Below are 25,431 nucleotides of genomic sequence, written 5' to 3'. Positions count from 1 at the left end.
GATTAACTTGCAATTGATTAATATAATCAATTAATTTTTTTTGGCATGCTTAAATATTTAAATAATATGAATAACATATATTTATTTTACCTAATTTTTTAAACGGCAATAATATTTGATGCCATTATTGTATTGAAAAGGAGAATGATTGATGACAAAATTGATTGTGGGATTGGCAGGAAACCCCAATGTGGGCAAAACTACCGTATTTAATCAATTAACCGGTATGCACCAGCATGTGGGCAACTGGCCTGGAAAAACCGTTGAAAGAGCGGAAGGATATTTCAATCATGGCGATTATGAGTATCAAATTGTTGATTTGCCGGGAAATTATGCTTTAAGTGCTCATTCCATTGAGGAAATCGTTTCAAGGGATTTCATTGTGGATGATGACTCCGATGTCATTGTCAATGTGGTTGATGCGGCCAATATCGAGCGTAACCTCTATCTGACAGTTCAAATGATGGAATTGGGTGCCAACATGATCATGGCGCTGAACATGAATGATTTTGCCAAAAGAAGGGAACATTATATCAACATCGACCTGATGAGTGAGCTTTTGGGTTTTCCAATCATCGATATCAATGCAAAAAACAAGGAAGGTATTGAGGAACTGCTGAACACTATTGAAAAGCAGGCTGCAAATCCCATCAATACCAGTGAAAAATTGGCTTACGGCGCCGAGCTTAATGAACATCTTAAAGACCTTCAGGCACTGATTGAACAGGATAATGACTTATTGGATGTTCCTTCCATCTGGACAGCAATAAAACTCTTGGAAAAGGATTCCATTGTAATTCAGAAAGTCCAGCAATCTCCATTGAACTCCAAAATCATGATTGAAGTTGATAAGGTGAGCAAACACCTTTATGACATTTATAAAGAAAGCTCTGAAGAGGTCATTGCAAATGCAAGATATGCATTCATTGACGGTTTGATTGCCGAGGCTGTCGATAAGCCGGAAGTGGAAAAGCCGTCCATTTCAGACAAGATTGACAGTGTTTTGACTCATAGGGTCCTTGCAATTCCTATTTTTCTTGTAATAATGTGGGTGATGTTCCAGATAGTATTCACCATAGGATCTCCTATGCAGGAGTTCATTGATGCGGTGTTTACCCAATGGGGCCAAATTGCCGCTACATCAATACCTGATCCATATCTGGCATCATTTGTTCAAAAAGGACTGTTTTGTGGAGTAGGGGGTGTTTTAACATTCCTTCCAATCATTTTCCTGATGTTTTTATGTTTAAGTTTTCTGGAGGATTGTGGATACCTTGCAAGAGCGGCATTTACCCTGGATTTGGTGATGCATAAGCTTGTGGGACTTCATGGAAAGGCATTCATTCCAATGATTCTAGGATTCGGTTGTGGGGTTCCTGCTGTAATGGCAACCAGAACTATGGAGCATGAATCCGACAGGATACTTGCGATGATGCTCATCCCGTTCATGTCATGTACTGCAAGATTGCCGATTTATGCGATTTTCACAGCTGCATTTTTCCCGGACCATGCGGGAACCATGCTATTGGTGATGTATCTGTTAGGTATTATTGTGGCGCTTATAGTTGCGACAGTGCTTAAAAAGACATTGTTCAAAGGAATGTCCGCACCATTTGTTATGGAACTTCCGACATACAAGTTGCCTTCCGTAAAAGGTATTTTGATTCATACCTGGGAAAAGGTGAAAGGATTTATCAAAAAGGCGGCAACAATTATTCTGGCGGCCGTAATAATCATTTGGGTGTTAAGCATTTTCCCATTGGGTGTGCCTTACGGATCACAGCAAAGTCTTTTGGGAATGTTCGGTTCTGCAGTTGCACCGATTTTTGCACCTCTCGGTTTTGGAACCTGGCAGGCAGCGGTTGCAATCATTGCAGGATTGCTTGCTAAAGAGGCCATTGTAGGTACATTGGGAACATTGGGCGGCCTTGAGGAAGACGATGAAGAGGGCATTACAAATTTGGTTCATGAGACATTCACTCCTCTCTCAGCATTTACATTCATGGCATTTTCACTTCTTTACATACCATGTATTGCGGTGCTTGGTGTAATCAAACAGGAAACCAACAGTTATAAATGGCCGGTTTTAATGACAGCCATAACACTGGTTACCGCTTATATTGTAACTTTCCTAATATTCAATGTGGGAGTATTGCTCGGCTTTGGATGAATGATAATCCATAAACTCTTTTTTTAAAATTTTTAGTCATAACTAAATATTTATATATTGCTTTTTACATAACAATAATTAAGAAATTTTTATTTACCTAAAAATTATTTTTAGGATAAGTGATATTATGGTTAAAACCTTGAAAGACGTAAAGCCGGGTGAAACAGTAACTATTGTTAAATACCATCATTCCGGTGATGTTGAGTTAAGAAGACACCTGCTGGGTATGGGTTTTGTAAAGGGTACTAAAGTCCATGTAAAGAAAGTGGCCCCTTTTGGCGATCCAATTGAAATGAGCATCAGAGGATGTGAGGTCTGTCTTCGAAAAGAGGAAGCTGAAAAAATTGAAGTGATTTAGCTTTAGTTTTTCATTTATATAACTATTTTTGTTGCGGTGTTTATTGTGAAATGTCGTATGTGCGGTTTTGAGTTTGATGAGACAAAATTAGAGAATCGTGGTTGCGTAAGCTGCGGAAAGCACGACAACTGCAATCAGGTTCACTGTCCTAACTGCGGATTCGGCAATCATCCTGAATTTGAAGAGGAATTCGAGTTCATTGCAAAACTTAAGGACAAGTTTAGAAGTAGAATAAACGGGCGCTGATTAGCTGTTTTTTGCATTCAATATTTCCTCAACGGTTTCATCAATGCTGATTTTTTCGGTATCGACATCCCATCCGTTTTCCTTTAATTTATATAGGATCTCTGTTGTTACCGGTGCCTTCAGATGAGCTTTTTTTAGCAATTCCTTATCGGAGAAAATTTGGTGCTTGTCTCCTTCAGCGATAATTTCCCCATCATATAGAACGAAAATCTTGTCTGCAAAATGATTGACCATCTCTATATCGTGTGATGAGATTACTATACTCATCCCTTCCTTGTTAAGGTTGTTCAGGATATTCAATACCTTGTCGACACCTTCAGGGTCAAGGCCTGCAGTAGGCTCGTCAAGAATCATTATGTCCGGCCTCATAGCTATGATTCCGGCAATTGCCACCCTCTTTTGCTGGCCTCCGCTCAAATGGTGAGGGGTCTTTTCTTCAAATCCGGCCATCCCTACCATCTCCAGGGCTTCCTTGATTCTTCTTTCGACCTCGTCATAATCGAGGCCCAAATTCATCGGTCCGAAGGCAACATCCTCCTTGACGGTTGGAGCAAAGAGCTGGTCATTAGGATCCTGAAATACGATGCCCACCTTTTGCCTTACTTTAAGAAGCTCTTCACGTTCGAATATGATTTTTTCACCTTCAATCTCAACGTGTCCGGAGGTAGGCTCGCTTAAGCCATTGAAATGAGAAAATAATGTTGATTTACCAGCACCGTTAGGCCCCATTATAGCTATCTTTTCTCCCTTTTTGATTTTGATATTGACATTTTTTAAAGCCTGAGTGCCGTCGTGGTATGTAAAAGATAAATTTTTTGTCTCTAAATGAATTTGTTCCATTTCTCTCACCTAATTGATTCCTAACTTTTGACCGAAGTAACCCAATTGCCCTGCATACCGGAACATTATGATTTCCAGCACAATGACAATCAGTATAATTGTAAATAGATATAAGTAATCGCTTCTTTCGGGGGACTTTTTCTCGTCAAACATTTCGGAGGCATCGGAAAATCCTCGGCTCACCATGCTTCTGTGAACCCTTTCTCCCTGTTCATATGCCTTTAAAAACATCATTCCGATGGTGTATCCGACCTGTTTCACTCTCCATTTATATGGGGTGTTGCTGCCGTGTATGTTGAAGTTTCTGGATTTCTGGCTTTTCCTGATTGCCGCAAGCTCATCAACGAAGAGGAAGAGGAATCTTACCATGATGGACAGTATCATTGCCAGGTCCCTTGGCATCTTCAGCTTTCTAAAGGAGCTTGCCATTTCCTGCAGTGGGGTTGTTGATGAATAGATAATGATTGCGGTCAGGGACACGATTAAGCGAACCAGCAGAAGAATCGCCCAATTGAGTCCTGCATCGGTTACATGCAGCCAGGAGTAACTCCAGATGATATTTCCAGGTTGTATGAATGGCTGGAAAATTATGATTGCTCCGCCGAAAGGCAGTAACATCAATAATCGTTTGAATGAATCAACATAAGATAATTTAGCTATTTTCAGGACTATCAAAAGAAATATTTCCAGAATTATTGGTATGAAAATTTCCTGGGAGATAACGCAGACTACAATGATGAAAATTGTGGAGATTAGTTTAATCCTTCCCTCCAGATTATGTATCGGACTATCTTGGGAAGCCAAATCGTCAAACCGCATTATCTGTGTTATGTCTACCATATTGATTCACTAATATAATATTAAAAACTCGTAATATATTATTATTTGCTTATGTGCATTTTATTAAATTTCAATTACTTTTAAAAAAAAGAAAAAAATAGAAATTAAAGGTTAATTTCTACTTTTTAACTACATATGCAACTCCTAATCCTAATATAAGAGTTACAACTACCCCTATAACCAGTGCTACAATCTGTAATACTTGGTTGTCAGGACTGCTTGCAAACGCATAATCTGGGAATGGTGCATCTGGAATTCCTTTGATTTCTTCAACTGAGAAATCTTCAGCAAGTCCGGAATCTTCTGCAGATTTTTCCAATCCGTCTGGGTCACCAGATGCGATGTATGGTGAAAGAACACATATGATGACACAAATTACGATTGCAACTCCAATTAAAGTCATGTCTTTTTTTTCCATTTTATGCATCTCCTTCATTCCATGCAAGTAAATCTGGTCTGAATTTGTCTAATGCTACAAGAACTATTACAGTTAATACAGCTTCGATTATTCCAATAAAGAAGTGGTATAATACCATTGATGGAATACCTACGTTTGCTGGGAAAGTTCCTGCGATTGCCATTTCGATAGCACAGGCCAAAGCTGCGATTACGGTTGCTAACCATGCTCCAACTCCAGCTGCTGCGTATTTTCCAATCATTCCACTTAATCCTTTGAAGGTGTATAATCCAACAAAACCTCCAACGATTGCCATGTTCAATACATTTGCTCCTAAAGCAGTAATTCCTCCGTCTCCAAATATCAATGCTTGGATAAGAAGTACCACTGTAAATACAAGCACGGCAGCTTCAGGTGCTAAAAATACGATAGCTACTAAAGCTCCTCCAACCATGTGTCCACTAGTACCGAATGGAATTGGCATGTTCATGGACATGATTGCAAAAATACCTGCTGCGAGAACTGCTAAAAGAGGTATACGTTTTTCATCTAAGTTGGATTTTGCCCATTTCACGGAGAAGTATAATGCGACAATCAGGATCACATAGTATACTAGACATTGTGCAATAGGTATAAATCCGTCAGGTATATGCAAATTTATTCCTCCATTTTTTTTAAGTAATACTTTTTTGAGTCTCATTTATAAATTGAGTATTACTAAAAAGTATTATCTTTACTTTATTCAAGTAATATCAAGTTAATTGGGAGTTTTATTAAGTATAATGGTTAATAAAACAGTTTTTGTTCTTGATGTTTAATATTTTAACCCAATTTTTATATATAAATGTTATTAAAGTAATACAAATTAGTATTATTTCAGCTTTTTTGTAATACTTCATGTCTTAAAATGAGCTTAATTTCTTGTATTTTTGATGTTAATCAAATAGAGGAGGATGGCTATTGCAAAGTATAATAGAACCTGTATGTCCAGAATTCCGGTTTCAATACCTAAAATTGTGTATGTTAAAATCAGGGAGTAAATCCCAATATAGAAATAGTTTTTGGTCTTCTGCATTATCTTGAATCCGATGCCCAGAATGGAACCTAAAATTAACATCCCGATTAATACTCCGACCTTTCCGAAGTCAACCACCATCTGGCCGATTAAAGTTGGTGTGACTGTCACTTCGGTTCTCCATGCGATAAGCTTTCCAACCATCATTCTTGGGCCCAGGTCGCTTCCCGGAATTGAGCTTGCAAGCATGTGCCCATGAGTAACGCCGAAATTACCTCCAAGGAAATCCAGCAGGTTCAATACATGTAATGTAAAGTCTGCCCTTGACTGCAATGAGTACAGCGGGCTGGTTGATGAGGTTATTGTCATCTCTCCAAGTGATCGAAAATAACCAATTCCAATGATTGCACCTATACCAATAACTGCACCAATAACAACTTCCCATAGTGAAACGATATTTCCATAGAAACCTATGATAATTATGATGAGAAATGCTGCAAGTAGTGGTGTCCTATAACCTAGAAGCAATAAAAATGCACAGTCAATGAAGAGCAAAAACAGAAATCTGAATCTTGCCTGTGAACGGGTAATTTTTTTGTCCTGAAAGTCCTTCAGATAGGCGCTTGCAATCATGCAGGTTCCCGGAATGATTAAAAACACGGGCATTGTGAAAGCTGGTTTTAGCAAATATCTGATTGATGGCTTTAAAAGAGGAATTCCTCTAACTGAAGCAACGCTGATAAAGAAGAATACGATGCCTATTAATGTTAGGCAAAATCCGATTGAATAGATGTCCCTTCTTTCGAATTTAACAATTCCCTTTAAATTGTTGTTTAGGAAATATCTCGGAAGTATTGCAGACCCGATGAAAAATCCGACAAAGGCGAGGACCAGTGTGGTGACCAGGCTGCCTGAAGGCTTATTCATTGACAGAAGCAGGAATAATGCGAATAAAAAGAGCACAATCAGCGGATTGAAGATATGATTTTTCAGGATTTCATTTTTGTTTAGGACATTCAGGAAGTTTTCGCTGGGATAGAACCTTTTGAAATAGCTGTTGACCCACTGGTTTTCAATGAAATCCAGAATGGTAAAAATTAAAGTGAATAAAAAGGATTTGTGAAACTCGTCACTAATCTTGTTTATCACTGATGTTAAAGTGGAATAAATCACGCTCATTGTCTACACGGCTTAAAATTTTCGTATATTGATAACGTCAAAGTTTTTGCTGATTTCTTTAATCTGGCTGTCCTGACAGTCGTAGATTCTGATGGTAATGTCGTCAGTCAAACCATTGATGTTGCCTAGAATGCTATCGGCATCATTGAGATTTTCTTTTGTCGCTTTTTTGAGGAATAGGTAATCGCCATTGTCACTATTGGATGCTTTTATAGATTCTCTTTTGCTGTTATCTGTGAGGAAATTGCTGATTTTTTGTGCATCCTTGGTATTTATGGAATCTACGGACACGCCGGTTGTTATTTCATACTCTGCATCATTTGGAATTTTGCTTGTAAAATCTTTTAGGGAGCTTATCTCCATAGGTTTTGCGCTGATTTCACATAAGTTTTTATATTTTTCCCCATTGCTCTCAAGACTGATGTGGTCAATGTATATATCTGCAGTAGGTACGGTTCTATACAATCCGGCTAAATAAGTCTGGTTATTTGAGTCAATTAATAATCGGACTCCGTTTCCGCCGTTGTCATCTTCCCAAATGACGGTACCGTTCAATGTTGTCCTGTTTCCATCTGTTGAATTGAAACCTTCAACTGTGGCCTTGACAATAAATCCGTCCTTATAATACTTTAGATAGGTGTCCGGAATCTTGTTGACGGTTGACTCATCAAAAGCGGTTTTCTGTAAATCAGATGAATCATCTGTAGCGATATGGATAAATGCAAATGCAATTGCACATACCACCAGTATTATTATGATGTAGTCCACCAATGTGAATTTAATCTTCATAATTAAACCTACTCTTCATATAATGCTCCAACAGGGCAAACATCGACACATTCGCCGCAGTTATTGCATTTGCTTTCATCGATGATGATTGTATATGCTCTTCTTTCAATTGCTTCTTCCAGACATACGTCAATGCAGTCTTCACAAACTCCACATTCTTCCATATCTACTTTCAATTCATCCACCAAAAAAATTTTTAAAGAAATATAATTTAATTTAACTATTTTAATGTTTATATATTTTGTCAAGATAATTTTTAGGTATTCCTAAAGTTTTAATATTATGAAGTGCATATAGGTAATTGGTGTATGTAATGATTTTCAACAAATGGATTTCAATAATATTGTCAGGGATGTTCTTTCTGTTTCTGGCATTGTTCTTCTCGACAATATCCGTCATATTTCTAAATGGCGGTTTGGTTCCGGTTTTAGGATTGGTAATGTTCGTAATATTCTATTTCATTACAAGGGTGTTCTACAACTATTTGAGAAATGACGATAAATACCGGAACAACCGTCAGGTGTCAAGCGATATGCCCGGTGAAAAATATTATACAAAAGGGGAATCCGATCCAAAGAAAGTATTCATTGTAATCTGGTTAATGGTGATTTTAATATTGACTTCCGTCTCATTATGGTTGTACTCTTTTAATAACGGTTTGGTATGAAATTGTTGAAAATTTCAAAAAAACCATAACATTTATATAGGATGTAATTAAATATTATAACTGTCTATTTGTATGGATGGGTACCCAAGCGGCCAAAGGGGAAGGACTTAAGATCCTTTGGCATAGGCCTCCGAGGGTTCGAATCCCTTCCCATCCACTATTTTATAATTTTTTGTTTTCTTCGATTATGCCTTAGTGGCTCAGGTGGTAGAGCGCTACCTTGGTAAGGTAGAAGTCGGGGGTTCGAATCCCCCCTAAGGCTTTTAAGCTATTTTTTTCAATGATTTCAATATATTTCATGGTTCTTTTTGTTTCTCTTACTGAATGTAAAAAATAGTTTACATAAATTACTTAAAGTATAATTACTTTAAAATAGATAATATTTATGAATAATTTTAATAGGTGAAAATTATGAATTATAAAAAACTTATACTGGTTGGATTTATTTCAGCATTTGTTGCTGTCTTAACTTCTGTTTTAGGAGTTGCAGGTACTGTTATAGGTTCAGTTATTTCATCTGTGCTTTATAACATGCTTTCAGAAGCTTTAGAACAGCCTGTATCTACTGCAACATTCAGTACTCATTTCGAATGGGATATTGCATACATATTTCCACTTGCGGTCATTGGTTTAATTCAATTGTTGTTAATTTTCGCCATGTTGTCTGAATCAGGATTTTTACCTTCCACATTCCTTAATGCTTACTTGTCATTGCAAAACTTGGCAAATAATAACTTATACAGGATTTTAGGTATTGCAATGCTAATTATAAGTGTGTATCCAATTGTGTTAAAGAGGGACAATGTCAAAAGGGCTCATGGACTCATTATCGCATTTGTGGGGTTAATATTTTTGGCCCGTGGTTTTGTAGATTTGGGAAACTCAATTACAAACCTTTATGATTATGTGTTCGTTGTCTTTGATTTTCCAATAGCAGTCCTTGCACTGATATTGATTATATTTGTGATAGTCAGGATTTTAATGTCTGCAAGAGATTCGGAAAAAGAGTTTAGGGCAATAAAACATCAGGAAAACGCTGAAAATTTCTCCTATCAAAATGTTAGGAAAGTCCATCATTCAAAAAAACATAATGATTTTGACTATGATAAAAAAATGGAAGAGATTCGTGTAAAAAGATATAATCGTTCTAAAAAATCGAAAAATCCTGATGTTCAGTATAAAGAGGATAATGCTGACGAAAATATGGATTCCGGCATAAATCGGTCTTCAGGAAATATCCGTTTCGAATCTAATGATCTTCTTGATGATTATAAGAAATAGTTGGTAAAATGGGAAAAAAGGATAAAACATTAAAGGATGTCTTGGATTTTATTTTATATGAGAATCCATCGACTCAGGATGAGATAGCTGAAAAACTAGGAATCTCTCGAAGATATGTTACTAAGCTCCTGCAGCCTCTTGTTAAAGATGGAACTGTCAAAAGAGCGTATATGATAGATTTGAAGAGTTATGAGGAAATTGTTTCCTCTGTTGGAAATTATTCCAGCACAAAAAGCAATACCGGTAATGCATTGATAAATGACATGCTGGACAATATGGCAAAGCATGTGCATTCCCAGCTTGAAATGTCATTTGATGCAGTCTTGGAATACGATGAAAATAAGGCCAATAAAGCTTTGGAAATGGATTACGCTACAAATAATATGGTTGAAAAAATAAGGACATCTGTAGAGACCATCGTAAGTCTCAACAAGCATTCCGAAATTTCAAAGTCAATCCTATACAATGAAATTGCCTATGACCTGGAGCGTATAGGGGATTATTGCGGTCATATTGCAAAATTTGTCATTAATGACATTTATGAAGTGGATAAAAATGTTTTAAAGAAGCTTAAAAAGATGTATAAGACAGCACAGTCCATGATTCGTCTGTCCATGAGGGCATTCATCGAAGCCGATACAGAATTGAAGGATGATTTGATGAAACAGGAAGAGACAATTCAGATCATGCAATCCAAGGCAATCAATCTGATTGCAACCCAAATGGCTGAAAGCACCTTTGATGAAAAGGAACGTTCAAACTATTTCATTTACCTGTTCAGACTCATTAAAGCATTCAAGAGAATTGGAGACATTTCCGTTGAAATGATGGATGTTGCTGTCGAGTTTCATGACAACATTCCGAGACCTACAACCCCAAGAACTTTCAGGTAACTTTTTTTTAAGAAATTCTATTCGTCATATATCCTTGTTGTGGCATGCCTGTCAGCCCAGCATTGGATGCAGACGCCGATTGGAAGTCCCGCAGTATGGGTATGTGCCTTTAGGATTTTGACATCTAATGTTGTTGTTTTTCCGCCAAGACCCATAGGACCTATTCCTGACGCATTGATTTCCTCCAGGATTTCCTCTTCCAATTTTGCTATTTGAGGGTCAGGGTTTCTTTCGCCGATTTTTCCAAGCAACGCCTTTTTACCTAATTTTAAGCATAAATCTGAGGTTCCTCCGATTCCAACTCCCACAACAGTTGGAGGGCATGGTTTTCCTTTTGCCTTGAGAACTGATTCTACAACAAATTCCTTGATGCCTTCAATTCCTTCTGCAGGAAGCGCCATCTTCATTGCATTGTTGTTTTCTGAACCGAATCCCTTTGGCAATATGGTTATTTCAAGGTAATCTTCATCAATAAGTTCAATGTCGATTGGTGGAATGTAATCACCGACGTTGATGTTGGTGTTTTCACGTGTGAGGGGATCTACGATGTTTGGTCTTATAGGCACGTCTGTTGTGGCCTTCTTGATTCCCTCTTCAATTCCTTCACGCAGATTTTCAACTTCCACATTACCTAACTTCACAAAAACAACCGGCAAACCTGTATCCTGGCACATCGGAATTCCTTTTTCTTCAGCAAGTTCAATATTTTTTAAGATGGCTTCAATATTTAACCTTGCAAGTTCATGTTCTTCTATTTTAAGAGCATCTTCCAGTGATTTTTTTACATCATCACCGAGAACGATAACCGCTTGCCTGTAAAGTTCATAAACAGTATCCTTAATAACGTCTTTAGTAATCAAATTAATAACCTTTATAAAATTAATTAATCTTATTTTTGGTTTTTGAAATATTTATATTTTGATTATTTTTAGTGGGCAGACTTCAACGCAATCTCTGCAAAGGGTGCATTTATCGCTGTTCATGGTTATGGCTCCGCCCAAAATCTCAATGGCATTCTCCTTGCATGCCAATAGGCATGGAGCTTCTGATGGCGGTTGGCAATTCATACAAAATAAGGTTGGAGTGTCAACATTTGGTGTTTGTTGACAACTTCCGCAGGTTGTACATGTTGTACAATTTCCTGTTTTAAACATAATTTTTCTATTCATCTAAGACAAGCCTTGCTCTTGCTTGGCTTGTAATCACATGGACAAAGCTACCTTTTCCGCTACTGTCAGGCTCATATAGTCCTGCCATTTTTGCCAGGTATTTTTCCTGGTTTTTGGCTCTGACCTTTTCAGGATCAGCAACAGTAATTGCTCTTTTGGTACATGCTTTGATACATGCAGGTCCTTCTTCTCTGTCAGCACAGAGGTCACATTTTTCAGCAACTTTGGATTGGAAAGTCATAGCACCGAATGGACAAACCATTACGCATAATCCGCAGCCGATACATTTTTCGGTATTGACTCCATCGTCAGTTATTGCCTCGGTCGGACAGATTTTTATACATGGTGCACTTTCACAATGTTGGCATACAATGGAATAAAAGGAAGAATCGTGTTCTATTATTTTTATTCTGCTAGCATTATGGATTGATGCGCACATGTTTGAACAGTTGAGACATCCATCGCACAAATTGCTATTTACAACAATACTCTCCATTGTATCACCTTATAAACCTAGTTCTTTACACTCTGCATCGACATATTTTTGGATTTTTTCAATGAGCTCATCATCTAAGTGTCTGAATCTTTTTTGTGGTGCAAGGTATTCTTTTACAGGTTTTCTTTCTTCAGGCCTGTAAGTGATTTCGAATTTGCCGTCCACGATTTCATATAAAATCCATGATCCAGTTTCTACTGCTAATCTACCCATTTCGATTGTCCTTTCAGAAGGGAATCCCCAACCGGTAGTACATGGTTGTTGTAAGTGGATGTATGCAGGACCTTTGGTTTCTGCAGCCTTTTTGACCTTGTTGACATAATCTTCAGGGAATGCAATTGAAGCTGTTGCGACATAAGGTATTCCATGAGCTGCCATAATCATCGGCATGTTTTTCTTAGGTTTGTCTTCCCCGAAGCTTGCGCTTCCTTTTGGTGAAGTGGTTGTTGTTGCACCGTATGGTGTTGCTCCACTTCTTTGGATACCTGTGTTCATGTATGCTTCGTTATCGTAACAGATGTAGGTCATGTTGTGTCCTCTTTCCATAGCTCCGGATAAGGATTGCAGACCGATATCTACAGTTCCTCCGTCACCACCGAAAGCAACAACATTCACGTCATCTTTTCCTTGAATTCTGAGTGCACTTTCTACACCGGATGCTACAGCACCTGAGTTTTCAAATGCTACGTGGATGAATGGAATTTCCCATGCAGTTTCAGGGTAAGGTGTGGTCATAACTTCAAGACAACCGGTAGCGGAAACGGCTACGGTATTTTCACCTAATGCATTTAAAGCTAATTTAACTGCGATGGATGCTCCACAACCAGCACATCCTCTGTGTCCTGGTGCTAATAAATTTTTATCAGGAATGTCCACCATTTTTATTCCTCCTTAAGTCCAATCCATGTGACATCACTTTCAGGACCATTTTTGGTAATTTCATAAATTTCATTCAATGCTTCAGGGGTGATGTCCCTTCCGCCTAAACCTGTAATGAATCCATAAATCTCTTTGTCAATTTTAAGTTTCATGTCGCCGTATAATGCTCCGCCCATTCCGATTGCGAAGTTTTTGTCAACAACAGCTAGTTTGGAACAGTTTTTAACAACTTCATTGATGGCATCAACTGGGAATGGTCTGTATGATCTGATTTTGAGCAATCCGACTTTTTCGCCTTTTGCTCTTAGCTCGTCTACAATAACTCTGATACTACTGCAGAGTGATCCCATAGCGACATAAATGATTTCAGCATCATCTGTCTTATATCCTTCAACAAGGCCATATTGTCTTCCAAATATTTCTGCAAATTCGTCGCAGGTCTTTTGGATTACGTCAAGGGCATTGTTCATTGCAACGTCCATGTCATGTCTTGCTTCCATGTAATAATCAGGGTCAGCAAAGTTACCGATGGACATAGGATCTTTAGGATCAAGATACGCATGTTCAGGAACATATGGAGGTAGGAACTCATCTACGCTTTCTTGATCTGGGATTTCGACAGGTTCAACTGTGTGAGTTAAAATAAATCCGTCTAAACATACCATTGAAGGCAATAAGATATCAGGATTTTCTGAAACTTTATAAGCCATTAAGGTTGTATCTAATGCTTCTTGAGCATCTTCAACATAGATTTGTAACCAACCTGCATCTTTTTGTGCAATGGAATCCTGTTGGTCATTCCAAATGTTTAATGGAGCTGAAATTGCTCTGTTTGCATCAGCCAATACGAAAGGTGTTCTCATACCTGCTGCTGCATATAAAATTTCGTGCATTAACATTAATCCTTGTGAAGATGTTGCTGTAAATACTCTTACTCCAGCACCGCTTGCTCCAACAGCAGCACTTATAGCACTGTGTTCTGATTCTACTTTGACATATTTAGCATCAATCTTTTCATCAGCAACATATTGAGCTAAGTATTCTGAAATTGTAGTTTGTGGAGTAATCGGATAAACAGGAATAACTTGTGGTTTAGCTAATCTTACAGCTTCTGCAACTGCTTTATTTGAGGTCATTACTTCTTTTACCATCTAATCACTCTCTTCTTGTATCATTTCGATTGAATCTGAAGGACATTCGTATGCGCAAATTCCACATCCTTTACAGTAATCGTAATCAATATCATGTTGTTTGTTTATACAGGAATCTGGACAGAATAATATACAGTTATCACAATCAATACATGATTCTTTATCTAATATAGGTTTGAAAGTTCTCCAGCTTCCAGTTTTATTGTTTTTAGTATTTCCCGGTGTTTTAATTACACATCCTATATTTACCATAATTTCACCTATTATCCCATGTCGTAAGCTTTTTTAGTTGCTTCCGCATTTAGTTCTCCGATTTTTCCAGGGAAGGTTTCTTTAATAACTTCAAGCAATGAATCGATACTCACAACTCCTGTCTTTTTAGCGAAATATCCTAAAATAATAGTATTTACGATGTTGCGTCCTAACATGTCAAGAGCAATACCGGTTGCATCGATTTTGTGGACTTCGTGGTCGCCACTGCCTTCAAATGTTTTAGTATTAATAATTACTTCAGTATTGTCTTTAATTCCTGAAAATACATCTACTACATTTAACAATCCTTCGTCTAAAACCAGTACGTAGTCCGGGTTGTAGACTTGGTATCTCATTTTAATTGGCTCGTCATCAATTCTTGTGAAAGCCATAACTGGAGCTCCTCTACGTTCAACTCCGAAAAATGGGAAAGCCTGAACAGATTTGCCGTCCTTGAATGCAGCTTTTGCCAAAATTTCAGCAGCTGTTACAGAACCTTGCCCGCCTCTGCCATGAAAACGAATTTCAATCATTAATTCTCCTCCATATATTTATCATGTATAATCATTATAAATTACAAAATATATAAATTTTATGTTAAAATTTTATTTTTGAATAATTTTGTTTTAATTTTGTTGTTTAAATCTTTTATTTTTTCTTTATTTTTTTGAAATTCTTTTTATAATTTTTGTTTTTTCATTTTACAGTTTCTATATCTTTTTTGAAAATAATGCTTTTTTTAAAAAATATTAAATTTAATATATTTAAAAATATAATATTATAATAAAAAATTGGTAGGGAAGTTTATGAAGGTTTTAATAATTACAGGCGAGTTGGCATATCCATTGATAAAGGAAGTGGTTTCCACTTCAAAGGAAGATATAATAGTGCACATTGCAGACAATACTCAGGTTGCTGCATTTCTAACTCCAAGACAAATTATTAAAGAAATAAAGACCTGTTTCAATGACCAATTGGATGAGATTGACATGATTCTGGTTCCCGGACTGATCAAGAAGGGAACAAAAGAAATCACCAAGGAAATTGGAATACCGACATTCAAGGGCTCAACTGATGGGGCTGACCTTGCAATGGTATTGAATCTGATTGGAAGCATCGACCTGTCTGAAGACAAGCCTGCCGATAAGCTGATTGAAGAGGAAAAGCGAAAGGAAGCGTTCAAGTTCATCGAGGAATTTGAAAACGATAAGGAGAATATTGAAAGACTTCTCAAAAAACCAAACAACATTCTAATCAAGAACCTTCCTGTCGGTGAGGACTTCCCTATGAGGGTCCTGTCTGAAATTGCAAACGCGCCATTTTTATCAAAGGAGGCATTAATCAACAAGTGCCAATATTTCGTTGATTCCGGTGCCGACATGATTGATATTGGAATGGCTGCCGGAGAGGATTTCTCAGACAAGATTCCCGAACTGATTGAAACCTTAAGACCTATTGTCGGAGACAGGCCATTAAGCATAGACACATTGAATCCCGATGAGATAAGGGTGGCTGCTGAAAACGGCATCGACTTTGTTTTAAGTCTTGATTTGGGAAACAACTCAGAGATTCAGGAAATCCTAAAGGAAAAGGATATTCCTGCCGTATTGTTGCCGACTAATTTTTCACAGGGCAAATCCCCAAAATCTCCATCAGAAAGGGTTGAGGCAATGCATCAGCTGATAAAGGACACTGAAGGGCTGCGCTATGTTGCAGACCTGATTTTGGATCCGGTCAACAGCGCAAGCATTGTCGAATCGATCATTGCCTGCCACGAGTTTCATAAAGTAAATCCTGCACCGATGTTTTTCGGAGTGGGTAATGTGACCGAACTTATGGATGCCGATTCGGGCGGTGTCAATGTTCTTCTTGCAGGAATCGGTATGGAATTGGGTGTGAGCATACTGTTCACTCCGGAAGAAAGCGGAAAGACAAGAGGAAGTGTTTATGAACTTGCAACCGCTTCAAAAATGATGTTTCTTGCAAAGCACAGAAAATCAATTCCAAAGGATTTGGGAATTAACCTGGTTGCCTTCAAGGATAAGCATAAGCGCAACGACATTATCCTGAATGAAAGGGAAGGCATTGAAGAGACAAGGCAAACCGAGCCTATGAAGTTCGTAAGGGATAAGGCAGGCAGCTTCAAAATAAATGTTGATTATGGAACAACAGTCGGGACAAGCAAGATTACTGCAACTCATTTTAAGAAAAACAAGCCCGACCTGGTCATTGTAGGCCATTCTGCAAAAGAGATATATGAAGAGATAATAACTAAAAATCTTGTAACAAGAATGGAGCATGCTGCCTATTTGGGTTCAGAGCTTCAAAAGGCAGAAATAGCGATGATTACCGGAAAAGATTATGTTCAGGATTTTGATTTGTTCAAAAATCCTGATGAATTTAAAAAATAGTTTTAATCAAAGTCTGTTGGGTCGTAGGTTCCTTCAGCTTGTCCAGCCTGAGGTGATGAACTAGCATCGCTAGTGTCCTGTGAACTGGTGTCCTGTGAACTTGCATCTTGACTTGAACTGGTGTCAGGGGAACTTTCGTCATGAACGGCACTTTGTGTTACAGGTTCAGAATTAGAACCGGAACTGGAAGGTGCATTTGTTGATGGACTGCTTGATTGTAGATTAGTTGTATTTGCTGTATTGTTAAGGTTAGTGCTTGGTTGTACGACTTGATTTTCATGATTCATAATTCCATTTCCGCTTACAAATAAAAATATCCCAACAAATAGTAGAATTATAACTATTAATGCAATGATTATCGCATTTTCAGATTCCATATTTTACCTCCATTTAACCAATCACTTAATATATTAAATAATAAACTATAAATAAATTTATCGTTAAATTTATTTTAGTAACAAAATTTTAGGAAGGTTAAAAGTTGCAGGTTGAAAACATTAATATTAAAGACATTGACAAGATGCTTTTGGAAGAAAGCTATGTTTCAAACACTGAGATATCAACAACCCTTTATCTGTCATTTCTACTTGGAAAGCCAATGCTCATTGAAGGTCCTCCGGGCGTTGGAAAAACCGAGCTTGCAAAGGTGATTGCAAAGGCGTTTGACAGGGACTTTTTCAGGATCCAATGTTATGAGGGAATCACTTTCGAACAGATTGTCGGCGAATGGAATTATCAAAAGCAGCTGCTTCACCTGGAAGCTGCAAGAAACGATTCAAACAATGTGGATGAAATCTTTGACGACGAATTTTTCATAAGGAGGTCTCTGCTCAATGCATTCCTGAACGATAAGGATTCCGTCCTTCTGATAGATGAAATCGACAAGGCTGATGAAGAGGTGGAAAGCTTTCTGCTTCAGGCATTGGGAGAGCAGGAAATCACAATCAACGACCTTGGAACATTCCAGTTGGAAAATGATCTGATTGTTATTCTGACTTCAAACTCACAAAGGTCACTTCTCGATGAGACAAAGGACAGGTGCCTTTTCTTATACATTCCATATCCGACTGTTGAAAGGGAAATTGAAATCGTCAAATCCAAACTCCCTGATGCTGATGATGAGACAGTATCCTATGTGGTCAAACTGGTTCATCAGATAAGAAATCTCAATCTTATGAAAAAGCCTTCTGTAAGAGGTACTGTCGATTGGGTCAAATCAGTCACCAATTTGGGAACCAAGGATATTGACAAGTCCCTTGAGGACAGCGTCGGCGTAGCCATCAAAACAGAAAGCGACAAGAAACGTGTCAAAAAGGATATTTTCGACAAGAGATAACATGATAAGAAAAATTGCAACACTATCAGCTGACTTGAGAAAGGAGGGGCTTCCGGTAAGTATCAGAAGCACACAGGCAGCCATGCAGATTTACAGCGAACTGGGTGAATCTGACAGGAACCTGCTTAAGACAGCTCTGCTTGCAATTTATGTCAAGGACAGATATGACATTCCTAAATTTTTAAAGGTTTTTGAAGAAGTATTCGCATTGCCGGACCCTGAAAAGGAAATCAAGAAGGACCTGAACAAGAGCAAGGCATACAGGGGTACCGGTCCGAAATCAAATAAGTATATCATTAAAAAGCAGGATACAATCGGCAAGAGGATTCGAAAGGAAAAAGTCGATAATGAAAAGCTGAAGATGCTTTCAGGCCAGCCATTGCTTGAGGAAGCAAAAAGGCTGGAGCGTGATGGGGAACTGATGAACAAGGATTTGACAAAGCTGAACAGGTTTGACCCAAGAATGCTTGAAATCTGCCAAAGGTTGGGAAAAAGAATTGCCAACAAGCGTTCAAGAAGAAAGATTCAGGCCAACTCCCATAAGATTGACATGAGAAGGACAATGAGGGCAAATCTGAAATATGGTGGTGTACCTCTTGAGCTTGTAAAGGCAAAGCCAAGGCCCCACAAGAATGAACATTTATTCTTAAATGACATCAGTGGCTCATGCGAATGGATCAGCAGCTGGTTTTTCATGCTGATGTTTTCAGCCCAGACAGCCTTTAAAAGGTCCAGAACCTTTGAATTCGACAACAAGGTAATCGAGACAACAAAAGCCCTGAAGGAAGAGTATCTGATAGATTCCTTCATTAAGGTTAAGGACATGAGGGTCAAGAACATGATGGTGCATGGGACTTCAGACATGTATTCCGCTTTCAAGCAGTTCCAGGAAAAGGCAAACATCAACAATAAATCTTATGTAATTATTTTATCAGACTGCAGGGATTGGGCCGGCCCGAAAGTTAACAAGATTCCGGCAAGTGTAGAGCTGGTTGAGGAAATGGTAAGGGATGCCAAAAAGGTAGTCATCCTGAATCCCGAGGACAAGAACAAATGGGATATAGTGGACAGTTGCGTTTCACTGTATCGTGATGCGGGAGCACATGTATTCGAGGTCAACACCTTAAATCAGCTGGCACGCTTTGTAGAACAGATGTAGGTAGTAATATGCAATGCAGTAAATGTGGTAATCCTAAAGTTATTTATAAAAGAGAGCAATCAGGCCAATTGTTGTGCAAGGATTGTTTCATAGAATCAATCGAAAAGAAAGTCATCAAAACCGTCAGGAAGGAAAAGCTCCTGGACAAGGGAGACAAGGTTCTGGTGGCCCTTTCAGGAGGAAAGGACAGCGTCACAACCTTGGAGATACTGAACTCATTTCGTGAAATGAATGTCATAGACCTCTGTGCGGTCACAGTGGATGAGGGAATTGCCAATTATCGCCAGGAAGGGGTCGACATTGCAAAAAGGCATGCTGAAAGATTAGGAATAGAGCATAAGGTAGTGTCCCTGAAGGAGGATTACGGGATAACCCTTGATGAGATCATGCAAAGGCCAAACCATAAGGGGTCATGCACCTACTGCGGAGTGTTCAGAAGGACAATAATCAATAAGGCAGCCCGTGAAATGGGGGCCACTAAAATAGCCACAGGACACAATCTTGATGATGAGGTTCAGGGCATCATGATGAACTACCTTGAGGGAAACACCGATAACCTGACAAAACTGGGTGCAAAAACCGAATCCAAAGCTGAAGAGTTTACGGTTAAAATCAAGCCTTTAAGGGAAATTCCAGAACGTGAAATCGGTATCTATGTGGTTGCAAAGGAACTTGAAGTCCACTTTGACAGCTGCCCATATGCAATGCAGTCATTCAGGGGCGAAGTTTCAGAGGTCATCAATCAGCTGGCCGAAAAGCACCCTACAATCAAGTACTCAACATTACGCGGATATGATAAAATCAAGGGCGTTTTGAAAAAGGAAATGCAAAAAGAATATGCTCATGGAAGATGCAAAAGATGTGGAGAGCCTTCAGCAAACGATTTATGCAAGGCCTGTTCATTTTTAGAAGAGTTGGGAGTATGAAAATATGGAATTCACATTGAAATATAAGGACATAAACGAAAAAAGGGAAATTCCTAATGAAGATTATACCATTAAAGATTTACTGGAAGAGTTGGAATTGTCCGCTCAGACAGTTGTTTCCAAGCAGAACGGAGAGCTGGTAATTGAAGATACTGTCATCCAGGAAGATGATGAAATTCAGATTGTTCAAATTATCTATGGTGGTTAAGTGAAAATCAGTTATGAATGTGGCCCCTGCTTTTTAAGGCAGGCCCGTGAAGCAATGGACTTGTCAACAGATGACGAAACTCTTAAGATGGAGATAATGGAAGATGTCTTTAAGTTTTTAAGCAATAACTTCAAATTGGATACCAATTCAAACGGCACAGGTTCTGCAATGCATAAGATGATAAAGGAAAAGACCGGCTGCAGGGATCCTTATCGCAAGGAAAAGATTGAGGGAAATGAAATTGCCTTGAAGTATCTGCCTGATGTCAAGAAGATACTTGAAGAGGACAGCAGCCTTGAAAATCATGTCAAGATAGCCATCATTGGAAACATTCTGGACTTCGGCGCATTCACTTTGGATGATGATGTTGAAAGCGTTATCAAAACCGCCCTTAAAAAGGATCTGGCAGTAAAGGACATTGAAGAATTTGAAGAATCCCTGAAAACTCATGATAAGGTATTATACCTTGTGGACAATACTGGTGAAATCGTATTCGACAAACTGCTTTTGGCAAAAATCAGGGAATACGGATTGAAGATTACAATAGCGGTCAAGTCAGAGCCTATCCTGAATGATGCATGCATGGAAGATGCCCTGGATGCGGGATTGGATGAATATGGTGAAATCGTTGAGATAGGCTGCGGCACTGTAGGATATGTTGACAGCGAAATTTCAGACGAATTCCGGGAAATATTCGAAAGCCATGATTTCGTAATCTCAAAGGGAATGGGAAATTATGAAGGTTTGACTGAAATCGACCTGTCAGACAAGGACATCTATTTCTTATTATGTGCAAAATGCAACACAATTTCCAAGCACATAGGCGCAAATCTGCATGACATGCTTCTGTTTAAAAAATAACCAGTGAGATTATGATAATAGGCTTTATAGGTTTTGGAAAGGTTTCACGAAGTCTGGTCGGACTGCTCAAATCAGACGATATTAGCTTCATCACATCCTCCGAAAACCGCTCGCCAAAAACTGTGGATAATATTGAAAAATCAGGCATTGAAGTTCTGGATACCTTTAAGGATGTGGCCTGCAGGTCGGATATTCTGATTTCAGCAACTTCCCCGAAGAATGCTTTGGGAGTTGCAGAAAGATATGGAAAATATGCAAAGGGAATCTATTTGGATTTGAACAACGTTTCTCCAGACACCACTCTTAAAATCAATGAATCCGTTGACAATCTGGTCGATGGCGCCATCATAGGAAAAATCGATTCCGACAATCCGATATTGTATCTTTCAGGAAATGATGCTGCGGAATTGCTGTTTTTAAATGATTTTATTCAAACGGAAATGATTGGCGGGGATGTCGGCGATGCAAGCAGGTTGAAACTGCTCAGAAGCGCATATACAAAAGCGTTGTCCGCACTTCTGATAGAATCGGCTGAAATCGCAAAAAATAATGATTTGGAAGACGAGTTTTTTGAGATGCTCTCATTAACAGAAGGGGATGATTTCAAGGAGAAGTCATTGTCCAGAATAAACAATACCCTGAAAAGTTCCAAAAGAAAATCAGAGGAACTGGAAGAAATAATAGATTACTTTGATGAAAATGAGTTAATAATGGTCAGGGCGGCATTAGAAAAGCTCAGCCAATATCGACCTTAACCTTAAATCCCTTTTTGGCTTTTTTTATACTTCCGCTAACCGGAATGAAATGGGAATCCATAATGTATCTTAAGTATGTGACTTCCAGGGCAGGCAGTCTAAGATTTGTTTTTATTTTCTTGCCTTCGCTTTTGAACTGAACTGATATCTTACCGTTCTTATCGACATACAGGTCGGTGTTTATGCCCTCTTTTGTGATTTTTGTCTCAAATTTGGTCAGATTCAGTCCTGCTTCAAGACTTGCCGGAGGATTTTCAACGGCAATGTTTTCACTTCGAAACCTGTTGTTCGCATCCCGTGCGCTTATTCCCTTTTCGCCTTCACATGCCACATACCATGCACGGTCGATAACCCTTTGCACTTTCTGATTGTCTGGAATCACGCCTTGGGACTCATAGCTTTTCATCAGGTCCATCACTTCCTTTTTTGTAACTTCCATTTCAATGGCGCTGATTGCCAGACGTGTCATTACTGGCCCGTAATCAGATCTCCTGAACACGGCCCAGATTGATTCCGGGTCCCTATAGACTCTTCTTTTGATGATTTCATTGATTGTATTTCCATTGAGGTAAGCTATCTTTTCAAGGTTTCCCCGTGAATAGGTGTTCATTCGCTTATAGATGTCCTTCCAGTTGCGCTCGCCGGGGGTTCTTCCAGCATCAATCTCCCGCTGAAGGATTTCAACGGTGGTCTTTGGAAGCAGCTTCCGCACCTGTTTGGTAATCTCCATGTCATTGTCAATGATTGACTGTCTTATAAGTCTTCCGGAGTATTTTTCCTTGTTGAACTCGTCGACAACATGGTAGTTGAGCTTTGAGCCTAAAAATTCGTTGATTGCGTACCAGCGAATCTCGTTTCTGTTGGTATAGCTTTTGGGCATTCCGACAAAGTTGCCCTCATCTATGAACTTCTGAGCCTTTGACTTTATCTCATCGAGTGAAATGCTTGCGGAAGTGATGTAATCGGTCACTCCGTCATCAATCATCTGCTTGAGCCTTATAGGCACGCTGTATGATAATACCAGTCTGTGATGAAGTCCCTCAAATGCTTTGACGTCATCAGCCCCCAGAGCCAGTGCCATTTCACGGCGGGCATCAAAATCAACAAAAAATGGGGCATGGTTTGCACTGAAACCCTTGTTGAGATAGACAACAACCTTTTTGTCCAGCTCGTCTGCCAGCTTGCGCGCCTCGCCAATCAGATGTTCATGACCCTTATGCACAGGGTCGAAATCCGCACTAATCGCTATCAATGTCAACACCAAAAAAAGAAAGTTTGGGATGGCTTAACCATCCATTAATCTTAAAATACCGCTTATAACTAGCCATGCACCAATCAACACGCCTAAAATAATGGGGTCTGCCACATATGTTCCAATGACTATGTACAACAAACCGAGAACAACTCCAGCTATTCCTATATAAAAGCCGTATCTGGATTGGCGGTTGTTTATCAGGGACACCACTCCAACAATAATCAGGGTTATTCCTGCAAGGTATAATGTGATTTGAGCTAAAAATCCGAACAGTCCTGCGTTGAATATCAGGCAAAGGCTCAGGAATAGCAGTATCATTCCTAAAACCAGGTCGAGTATTGATCCGGTTTTGTTATAATCAATTATGGCCACTCCAACTACGAGCAGGTAAATTGATATCAATAATATGGATAGGCCGATTAAATCCGCCACTCCAATGATTCCCATAACAGGGAAGATGATAATGATTAATCCCAGTATCATAGCCAGTATGCTAATAAATTTACTTTTCATTTTTTCCTCCTACTAATAATTAATAGTTTAAAATATATTAATATAATGGGATGTGCTTTATCTCAACGGTCGATGAGTTCATATCTGAATTTTCAACTTGGGCCAGCCATTCCCCTTTGCACTCGCAGTCATGCTCTATTTTTGTCTGTGTCAGGTTGTTGGCTATTATCATGTGCTTAAGGTCCTTGCTGCATTTTTTGCAGTTGTATGGGCCTCTCCTTGAACCGAAACCTGATGTGTCCATGAGTGCAGGCAGGTCTATTTCATCCCTTACCGTATTGATGATTTCAATGCATGACCAGATCCATGGCGGCTGGTATGCTCCTTTTCTCCAGAATCTTTCGATTACAGTTCCGCTGTGTATTGTTGCCGGACAGAATGACAGTCTGTCAACTCCTATTGAATTGCAGTAATGTGCAGTTTCAATCGCTTCAGCTATTGCTTCTGATTCGGATACTAGGATAGGCTTTACAAAAATATATGCCTTTGACTTTAGGTTGTATCCCTTTGTCTCTTTCAGGTTCTGCATCAGTTTCACGGCTTCTTCAAAATCATCACGGGTAAATCCCTTATTGATCTTGTTCAGTCTGGTATAGTCGTTTGAGGTTTCAAGACCTATGCTCACTTCGAACAGGGTGTCTCCTATGATGTCGAATATTTCATCAAGGTATTCCTCCTTTACATATTCCGGCCTTGACTCTACAATGATTTCAGTCACGTTGCCCAGACCAATTAATGTTTTCAGGATTTCATCACGGGCGTCCTTTGGAAGCTCATATGGATTTAAAAAACTTCCTGATGCGAAGAGTTTCACTGAAATTCTGTCCTCCTCGGCTATCGGATGTCTGGACAGGTGGTTGTGGAATATTTTCAGGATGGTTTCAGTGTCAATTGGTTCAAGTGTGCAGTCTGATACATAGCTGCACATGGTGCATCCGCCACTGTCTCCCAATGCCCATGCACATCCTGGAGTGGGTAAAATCATGAATAATGTTTTTGCAACGCCATCATAAGTTAAATCATCATTATACCAGCTTGCCCCAACCTGTTCTGGGGTTTTCGGTTCCTTTCTCTCAAAGGCTCTTTGCCTAATTTCTTTTGTTAAGTTTTCAATTTCCATTATAATATTATTATATGGAAGTTATAATTAAAAATTATGTTAAAAATAGTATGTTATTAAGTTGTGTGTAATGGTTTAAAAAAATAAAAAAAGAAAAAGTAAGCAAGTTTAGAAACTTGCAATTACGTCTCCTAATAATTTGATGGATTCTGCTACGTCTTTACCAACAGGGGATCCGGCTACGTATTGAGTTACACCCATTTCAGCTAAGCCTTCAATTTTAGGGATGAACTCATCAGGAGTACCACATACGGAAAATGCGTCG

31 protein-coding genes, 2 tRNA genes and 1 pseudogene are annotated in these 25,431 nt (G+C 38.8%); 15 read left to right on the top strand and 19 right to left on the bottom strand.

Features of this window, described 5'->3' with window-relative positions; translation table 11 throughout:
* Positions 1 to 151 precede the first annotated feature (151 nt).
* The 3 genes from feoB to ACJMML_RS05110 all read left to right on the top strand — a co-directional run bounded on the left by feoB (position 152) and on the right by ACJMML_RS05110 (position 2,774).
* The gene (feoB, locus tag ACJMML_RS05120) at positions 152 to 2,170 is read left to right on the top strand and encodes a ferrous iron transport protein B (RefSeq protein ID WP_405306286.1); all 2,019 of its coding nucleotides are present in this window, start codon (positions 152 to 154) and stop codon (positions 2,168 to 2,170) included.
* Positions 2,171 to 2,297: 127 nt separating this feature from the next.
* The gene (locus ACJMML_RS05115) at positions 2,298 to 2,528 is read left to right on the top strand and encodes a FeoA family protein (protein WP_303738312.1); all 231 of its coding nucleotides are present in this window, start codon (positions 2,298 to 2,300) and stop codon (positions 2,526 to 2,528) included.
* A 45-nt stretch (positions 2,529 to 2,573) separates the two neighbouring features.
* Positions 2,574 to 2,774 carry a hypothetical protein gene (locus tag ACJMML_RS05110; protein WP_405306285.1) on the top strand — a complete coding sequence of 67 codons (201 nt, stop codon included), beginning with the start codon at positions 2,574 to 2,576 and terminating at the stop codon, positions 2,772 to 2,774.
* Here ACJMML_RS05110 and ACJMML_RS05105 read toward each other — a convergent pair whose 3' ends face one another.
* The 7 genes from ACJMML_RS05105 to ACJMML_RS05075 form a co-directional block, all read right to left on the bottom strand.
* Positions 2,775 to 3,614, bottom strand: coding sequence for an ATP-binding cassette domain-containing protein (locus tag ACJMML_RS05105; RefSeq protein ID WP_405306284.1), 840 nt, complete (start codon positions 3,612 to 3,614; stop codon positions 2,775 to 2,777).
* Positions 3,615 to 3,623: 9 nt separating this feature from the next.
* Positions 3,624 to 4,454: a cobalt ECF transporter T component CbiQ gene (gene cbiQ, locus ACJMML_RS05100; protein WP_405306283.1), complete on the bottom strand. Its 831-nt coding sequence runs from the start codon at positions 4,452 to 4,454 to the stop codon at positions 3,624 to 3,626.
* A gap of 118 nt (positions 4,455 to 4,572) precedes the next feature.
* Entirely contained in the window at positions 4,573 to 4,872 is a 300-nt protein-coding gene (locus tag ACJMML_RS05095) for a PDGLE domain-containing protein (protein WP_405306282.1), read from the bottom strand.
* Between the two features lies 1 nt (position 4,873).
* Positions 4,874 to 5,506 carry a cobalt transporter CbiM gene (gene cbiM / locus ACJMML_RS05090; RefSeq protein ID WP_405306281.1) on the bottom strand — a complete coding sequence of 211 codons (633 nt, stop codon included), beginning with the start codon at positions 5,504 to 5,506 and terminating at the stop codon, positions 4,874 to 4,876.
* A 258-nt stretch (positions 5,507 to 5,764) separates the two neighbouring features.
* Positions 5,765 to 7,045, bottom strand: a complete 1,281-nt coding sequence (locus ACJMML_RS05085) for an oligosaccharide repeat unit polymerase family protein (protein WP_405306280.1) — start codon at positions 7,043 to 7,045, stop codon at positions 5,765 to 5,767.
* A gap of 12 nt (positions 7,046 to 7,057) precedes the next feature.
* Positions 7,058 to 7,834, bottom strand: coding sequence for an adhesin (locus ACJMML_RS05080; RefSeq protein WP_405306279.1), 777 nt, complete (start codon positions 7,832 to 7,834; stop codon positions 7,058 to 7,060).
* Between the two features lie 8 nt (positions 7,835 to 7,842).
* Positions 7,843 to 8,010, bottom strand: a complete 168-nt coding sequence (locus ACJMML_RS05075) for a 4Fe-4S binding protein (RefSeq protein WP_405306278.1) — start codon at positions 8,008 to 8,010, stop codon at positions 7,843 to 7,845.
* Positions 8,011 to 8,147: 137 nt separating this feature from the next.
* Here ACJMML_RS05075 and ACJMML_RS05070 point away from each other — a divergent pair, with 137 nt between their 5' ends.
* From ACJMML_RS05070 to ACJMML_RS05050, 5 genes are all read left to right on the top strand, one after another.
* On the top strand, positions 8,148 to 8,501 hold the full coding sequence (locus ACJMML_RS05070; RefSeq protein ID WP_405306277.1) for a hypothetical protein: 354 nt from the start codon (positions 8,148 to 8,150) through the stop codon (positions 8,499 to 8,501).
* A gap of 74 nt (positions 8,502 to 8,575) precedes the next feature.
* Positions 8,576 to 8,658 (top strand) — tRNA-Leu (locus tag ACJMML_RS05065).
* Between the two features lie 32 nt (positions 8,659 to 8,690).
* A tRNA-Thr gene (locus ACJMML_RS05060) sits at positions 8,691 to 8,763 on the top strand.
* Between the two features lie 149 nt (positions 8,764 to 8,912).
* Entirely contained in the window at positions 8,913 to 9,782 is an 870-nt protein-coding gene (locus tag ACJMML_RS05055; protein WP_405306276.1) for a hypothetical protein, read from the top strand.
* A gap of 8 nt (positions 9,783 to 9,790) precedes the next feature.
* The gene (locus ACJMML_RS05050) at positions 9,791 to 10,675 is read left to right on the top strand and encodes a PhoU domain-containing protein (protein WP_405306275.1); all 885 of its coding nucleotides are present in this window, start codon (positions 9,791 to 9,793) and stop codon (positions 10,673 to 10,675) included.
* Between the two features lie 17 nt (positions 10,676 to 10,692).
* Here ACJMML_RS05050 and ACJMML_RS05045 read toward each other — a convergent pair whose 3' ends face one another.
* Genes ACJMML_RS05045 through ACJMML_RS05015 form a run of 7 tightly spaced genes read right to left on the bottom strand, consistent with a single transcriptional unit; the run spans position 10,693 to position 15,155 of the window.
* Positions 10,693 to 11,535 carry a fumarate hydratase gene (locus tag ACJMML_RS05045; protein WP_405306274.1) on the bottom strand — a complete coding sequence of 281 codons (843 nt, stop codon included), beginning with the start codon at positions 11,533 to 11,535 and terminating at the stop codon, positions 10,693 to 10,695.
* A gap of 51 nt (positions 11,536 to 11,586) precedes the next feature.
* On the bottom strand, positions 11,587 to 11,844 hold the full coding sequence (locus ACJMML_RS05040) for a 4Fe-4S dicluster domain-containing protein (RefSeq protein ID WP_405306273.1): 258 nt from the start codon (positions 11,842 to 11,844) through the stop codon (positions 11,587 to 11,589).
* Positions 11,837 to 12,340 (bottom strand): 4Fe-4S dicluster domain-containing protein, encoded by a 504-nt coding sequence (locus ACJMML_RS05035; RefSeq protein ID WP_405306272.1) that lies wholly within the window; start codon positions 12,338 to 12,340, stop codon positions 11,837 to 11,839. The genes ACJMML_RS05040 and ACJMML_RS05035 overlap by 8 nt, the downstream gene beginning before the upstream one ends.
* Positions 12,341 to 12,349: 9 nt before the next feature.
* Positions 12,350 to 13,219 (bottom strand): pyruvate synthase subunit PorB, encoded by an 870-nt coding sequence (gene porB / locus ACJMML_RS05030; protein ID WP_405306271.1) that lies wholly within the window; start codon positions 13,217 to 13,219, stop codon positions 12,350 to 12,352.
* A 2-nt stretch (positions 13,220 to 13,221) separates the two neighbouring features.
* Complete coding sequence (gene porA / locus ACJMML_RS05025) at positions 13,222 to 14,370, bottom strand: pyruvate synthase subunit PorA (RefSeq protein ID WP_405306270.1); 1,149 nt, start codon at positions 14,368 to 14,370, stop codon at positions 13,222 to 13,224.
* Positions 14,371 to 14,622, bottom strand: coding sequence for a pyruvate synthase subunit PorD (gene porD, locus ACJMML_RS05020; RefSeq protein WP_292602902.1), 252 nt, complete (start codon positions 14,620 to 14,622; stop codon positions 14,371 to 14,373).
* Between the two features lie 11 nt (positions 14,623 to 14,633).
* Entirely contained in the window at positions 14,634 to 15,155 is a 522-nt protein-coding gene (locus ACJMML_RS05015) for a pyruvate ferredoxin oxidoreductase subunit gamma (RefSeq protein ID WP_292602900.1), read from the bottom strand.
* 273 nt (positions 15,156 to 15,428) lie between these two features.
* On the opposite strand from ACJMML_RS05015, the gene ACJMML_RS05010 reads away from it, so the two are divergent.
* Positions 15,429 to 17,033, top strand: coding sequence for a dihydropteroate synthase-like protein (locus ACJMML_RS05010; protein ID WP_405306269.1), 1,605 nt, complete (start codon positions 15,429 to 15,431; stop codon positions 17,031 to 17,033).
* Positions 17,034 to 17,035: 2 nt separating this feature from the next.
* Here ACJMML_RS05010 and ACJMML_RS05005 read toward each other — a convergent pair whose 3' ends face one another.
* Positions 17,036 to 17,410, bottom strand: coding sequence for a hypothetical protein (locus ACJMML_RS05005; protein ID WP_405306268.1), 375 nt, complete (start codon positions 17,408 to 17,410; stop codon positions 17,036 to 17,038).
* Between the two features lie 143 nt (positions 17,411 to 17,553).
* Here ACJMML_RS05005 and ACJMML_RS05000 point away from each other — a divergent pair, with 143 nt between their 5' ends.
* Genes ACJMML_RS05000 through ACJMML_RS04975 form a run of 6 tightly spaced genes read left to right on the top strand, consistent with a single transcriptional unit; the run spans position 17,554 to position 22,278 of the window.
* A complete protein-coding gene (locus ACJMML_RS05000) occupies positions 17,554 to 18,369 on the top strand; it encodes an AAA family ATPase (protein ID WP_405306299.1) in 816 nt (271 codons plus the stop codon).
* A 1-nt stretch (position 18,370) separates the two neighbouring features.
* Entirely contained in the window at positions 18,371 to 19,528 is a 1,158-nt protein-coding gene (locus ACJMML_RS04995; RefSeq protein ID WP_405306267.1) for a vWA domain-containing protein, read from the top strand.
* Between the two features lie 8 nt (positions 19,529 to 19,536).
* Positions 19,537 to 20,454 (top strand): TIGR00269 family protein, encoded by a 918-nt coding sequence (locus ACJMML_RS04990; RefSeq protein ID WP_405306266.1) that lies wholly within the window; start codon positions 19,537 to 19,539, stop codon positions 20,452 to 20,454.
* Between the two features lie 4 nt (positions 20,455 to 20,458).
* Positions 20,459 to 20,662 (top strand): MoaD/ThiS family protein, encoded by a 204-nt coding sequence (locus ACJMML_RS04985; protein ID WP_405306265.1) that lies wholly within the window; start codon positions 20,459 to 20,461, stop codon positions 20,660 to 20,662.
* A complete protein-coding gene (locus tag ACJMML_RS04980) occupies positions 20,663 to 21,523 on the top strand; it encodes a damage-control phosphatase ARMT1 family protein (RefSeq protein WP_405306264.1) in 861 nt (286 codons plus the stop codon).
* Between the two features lie 11 nt (positions 21,524 to 21,534).
* Positions 21,535 to 22,278, top strand: a complete 744-nt coding sequence (locus ACJMML_RS04975) for an NAD(P)-binding domain-containing protein (RefSeq protein WP_405306263.1) — start codon at positions 21,535 to 21,537, stop codon at positions 22,276 to 22,278.
* Here the strand turns inward: ACJMML_RS04975 and ACJMML_RS04970 are convergent.
* From ACJMML_RS04970 to ACJMML_RS04955, 4 genes and pseudogenes are all read right to left on the bottom strand, one after another.
* Positions 22,259 to 23,539, bottom strand: coding sequence for a cytidyltransferase (locus ACJMML_RS04970; protein ID WP_405306298.1), 1,281 nt, complete (start codon positions 23,537 to 23,539; stop codon positions 22,259 to 22,261). The genes ACJMML_RS04975 and ACJMML_RS04970 overlap by 20 nt on opposite strands.
* Before the next feature lie 24 nt (positions 23,540 to 23,563).
* Positions 23,564 to 24,046, bottom strand: coding sequence for a DUF308 domain-containing protein (locus tag ACJMML_RS04965; protein WP_405306262.1), 483 nt, complete (start codon positions 24,044 to 24,046; stop codon positions 23,564 to 23,566).
* A gap of 37 nt (positions 24,047 to 24,083) precedes the next feature.
* Positions 24,084 to 25,166: an archaeosine biosynthesis radical SAM protein RaSEA gene (locus ACJMML_RS04960; protein WP_405306261.1), complete on the bottom strand. Its 1,083-nt coding sequence runs from the start codon at positions 25,164 to 25,166 to the stop codon at positions 24,084 to 24,086.
* A 108-nt stretch (positions 25,167 to 25,274) separates the two neighbouring features.
* A pseudogene (locus ACJMML_RS04955) lies at positions 25,275 to 25,431 on the bottom strand (5,10-methylenetetrahydromethanopterin reductase); the annotation flags it as partial.

The sequence above is a fragment of the Methanobrevibacter sp. genome, assembly GCF_045130115.1.
Classification (GTDB): Archaea; Methanobacteriota; Methanobacteria; order Methanobacteriales; family Methanobacteriaceae; genus Methanocatella.
This window is presented reverse-complemented; position numbering and strand designations above follow the sequence as displayed.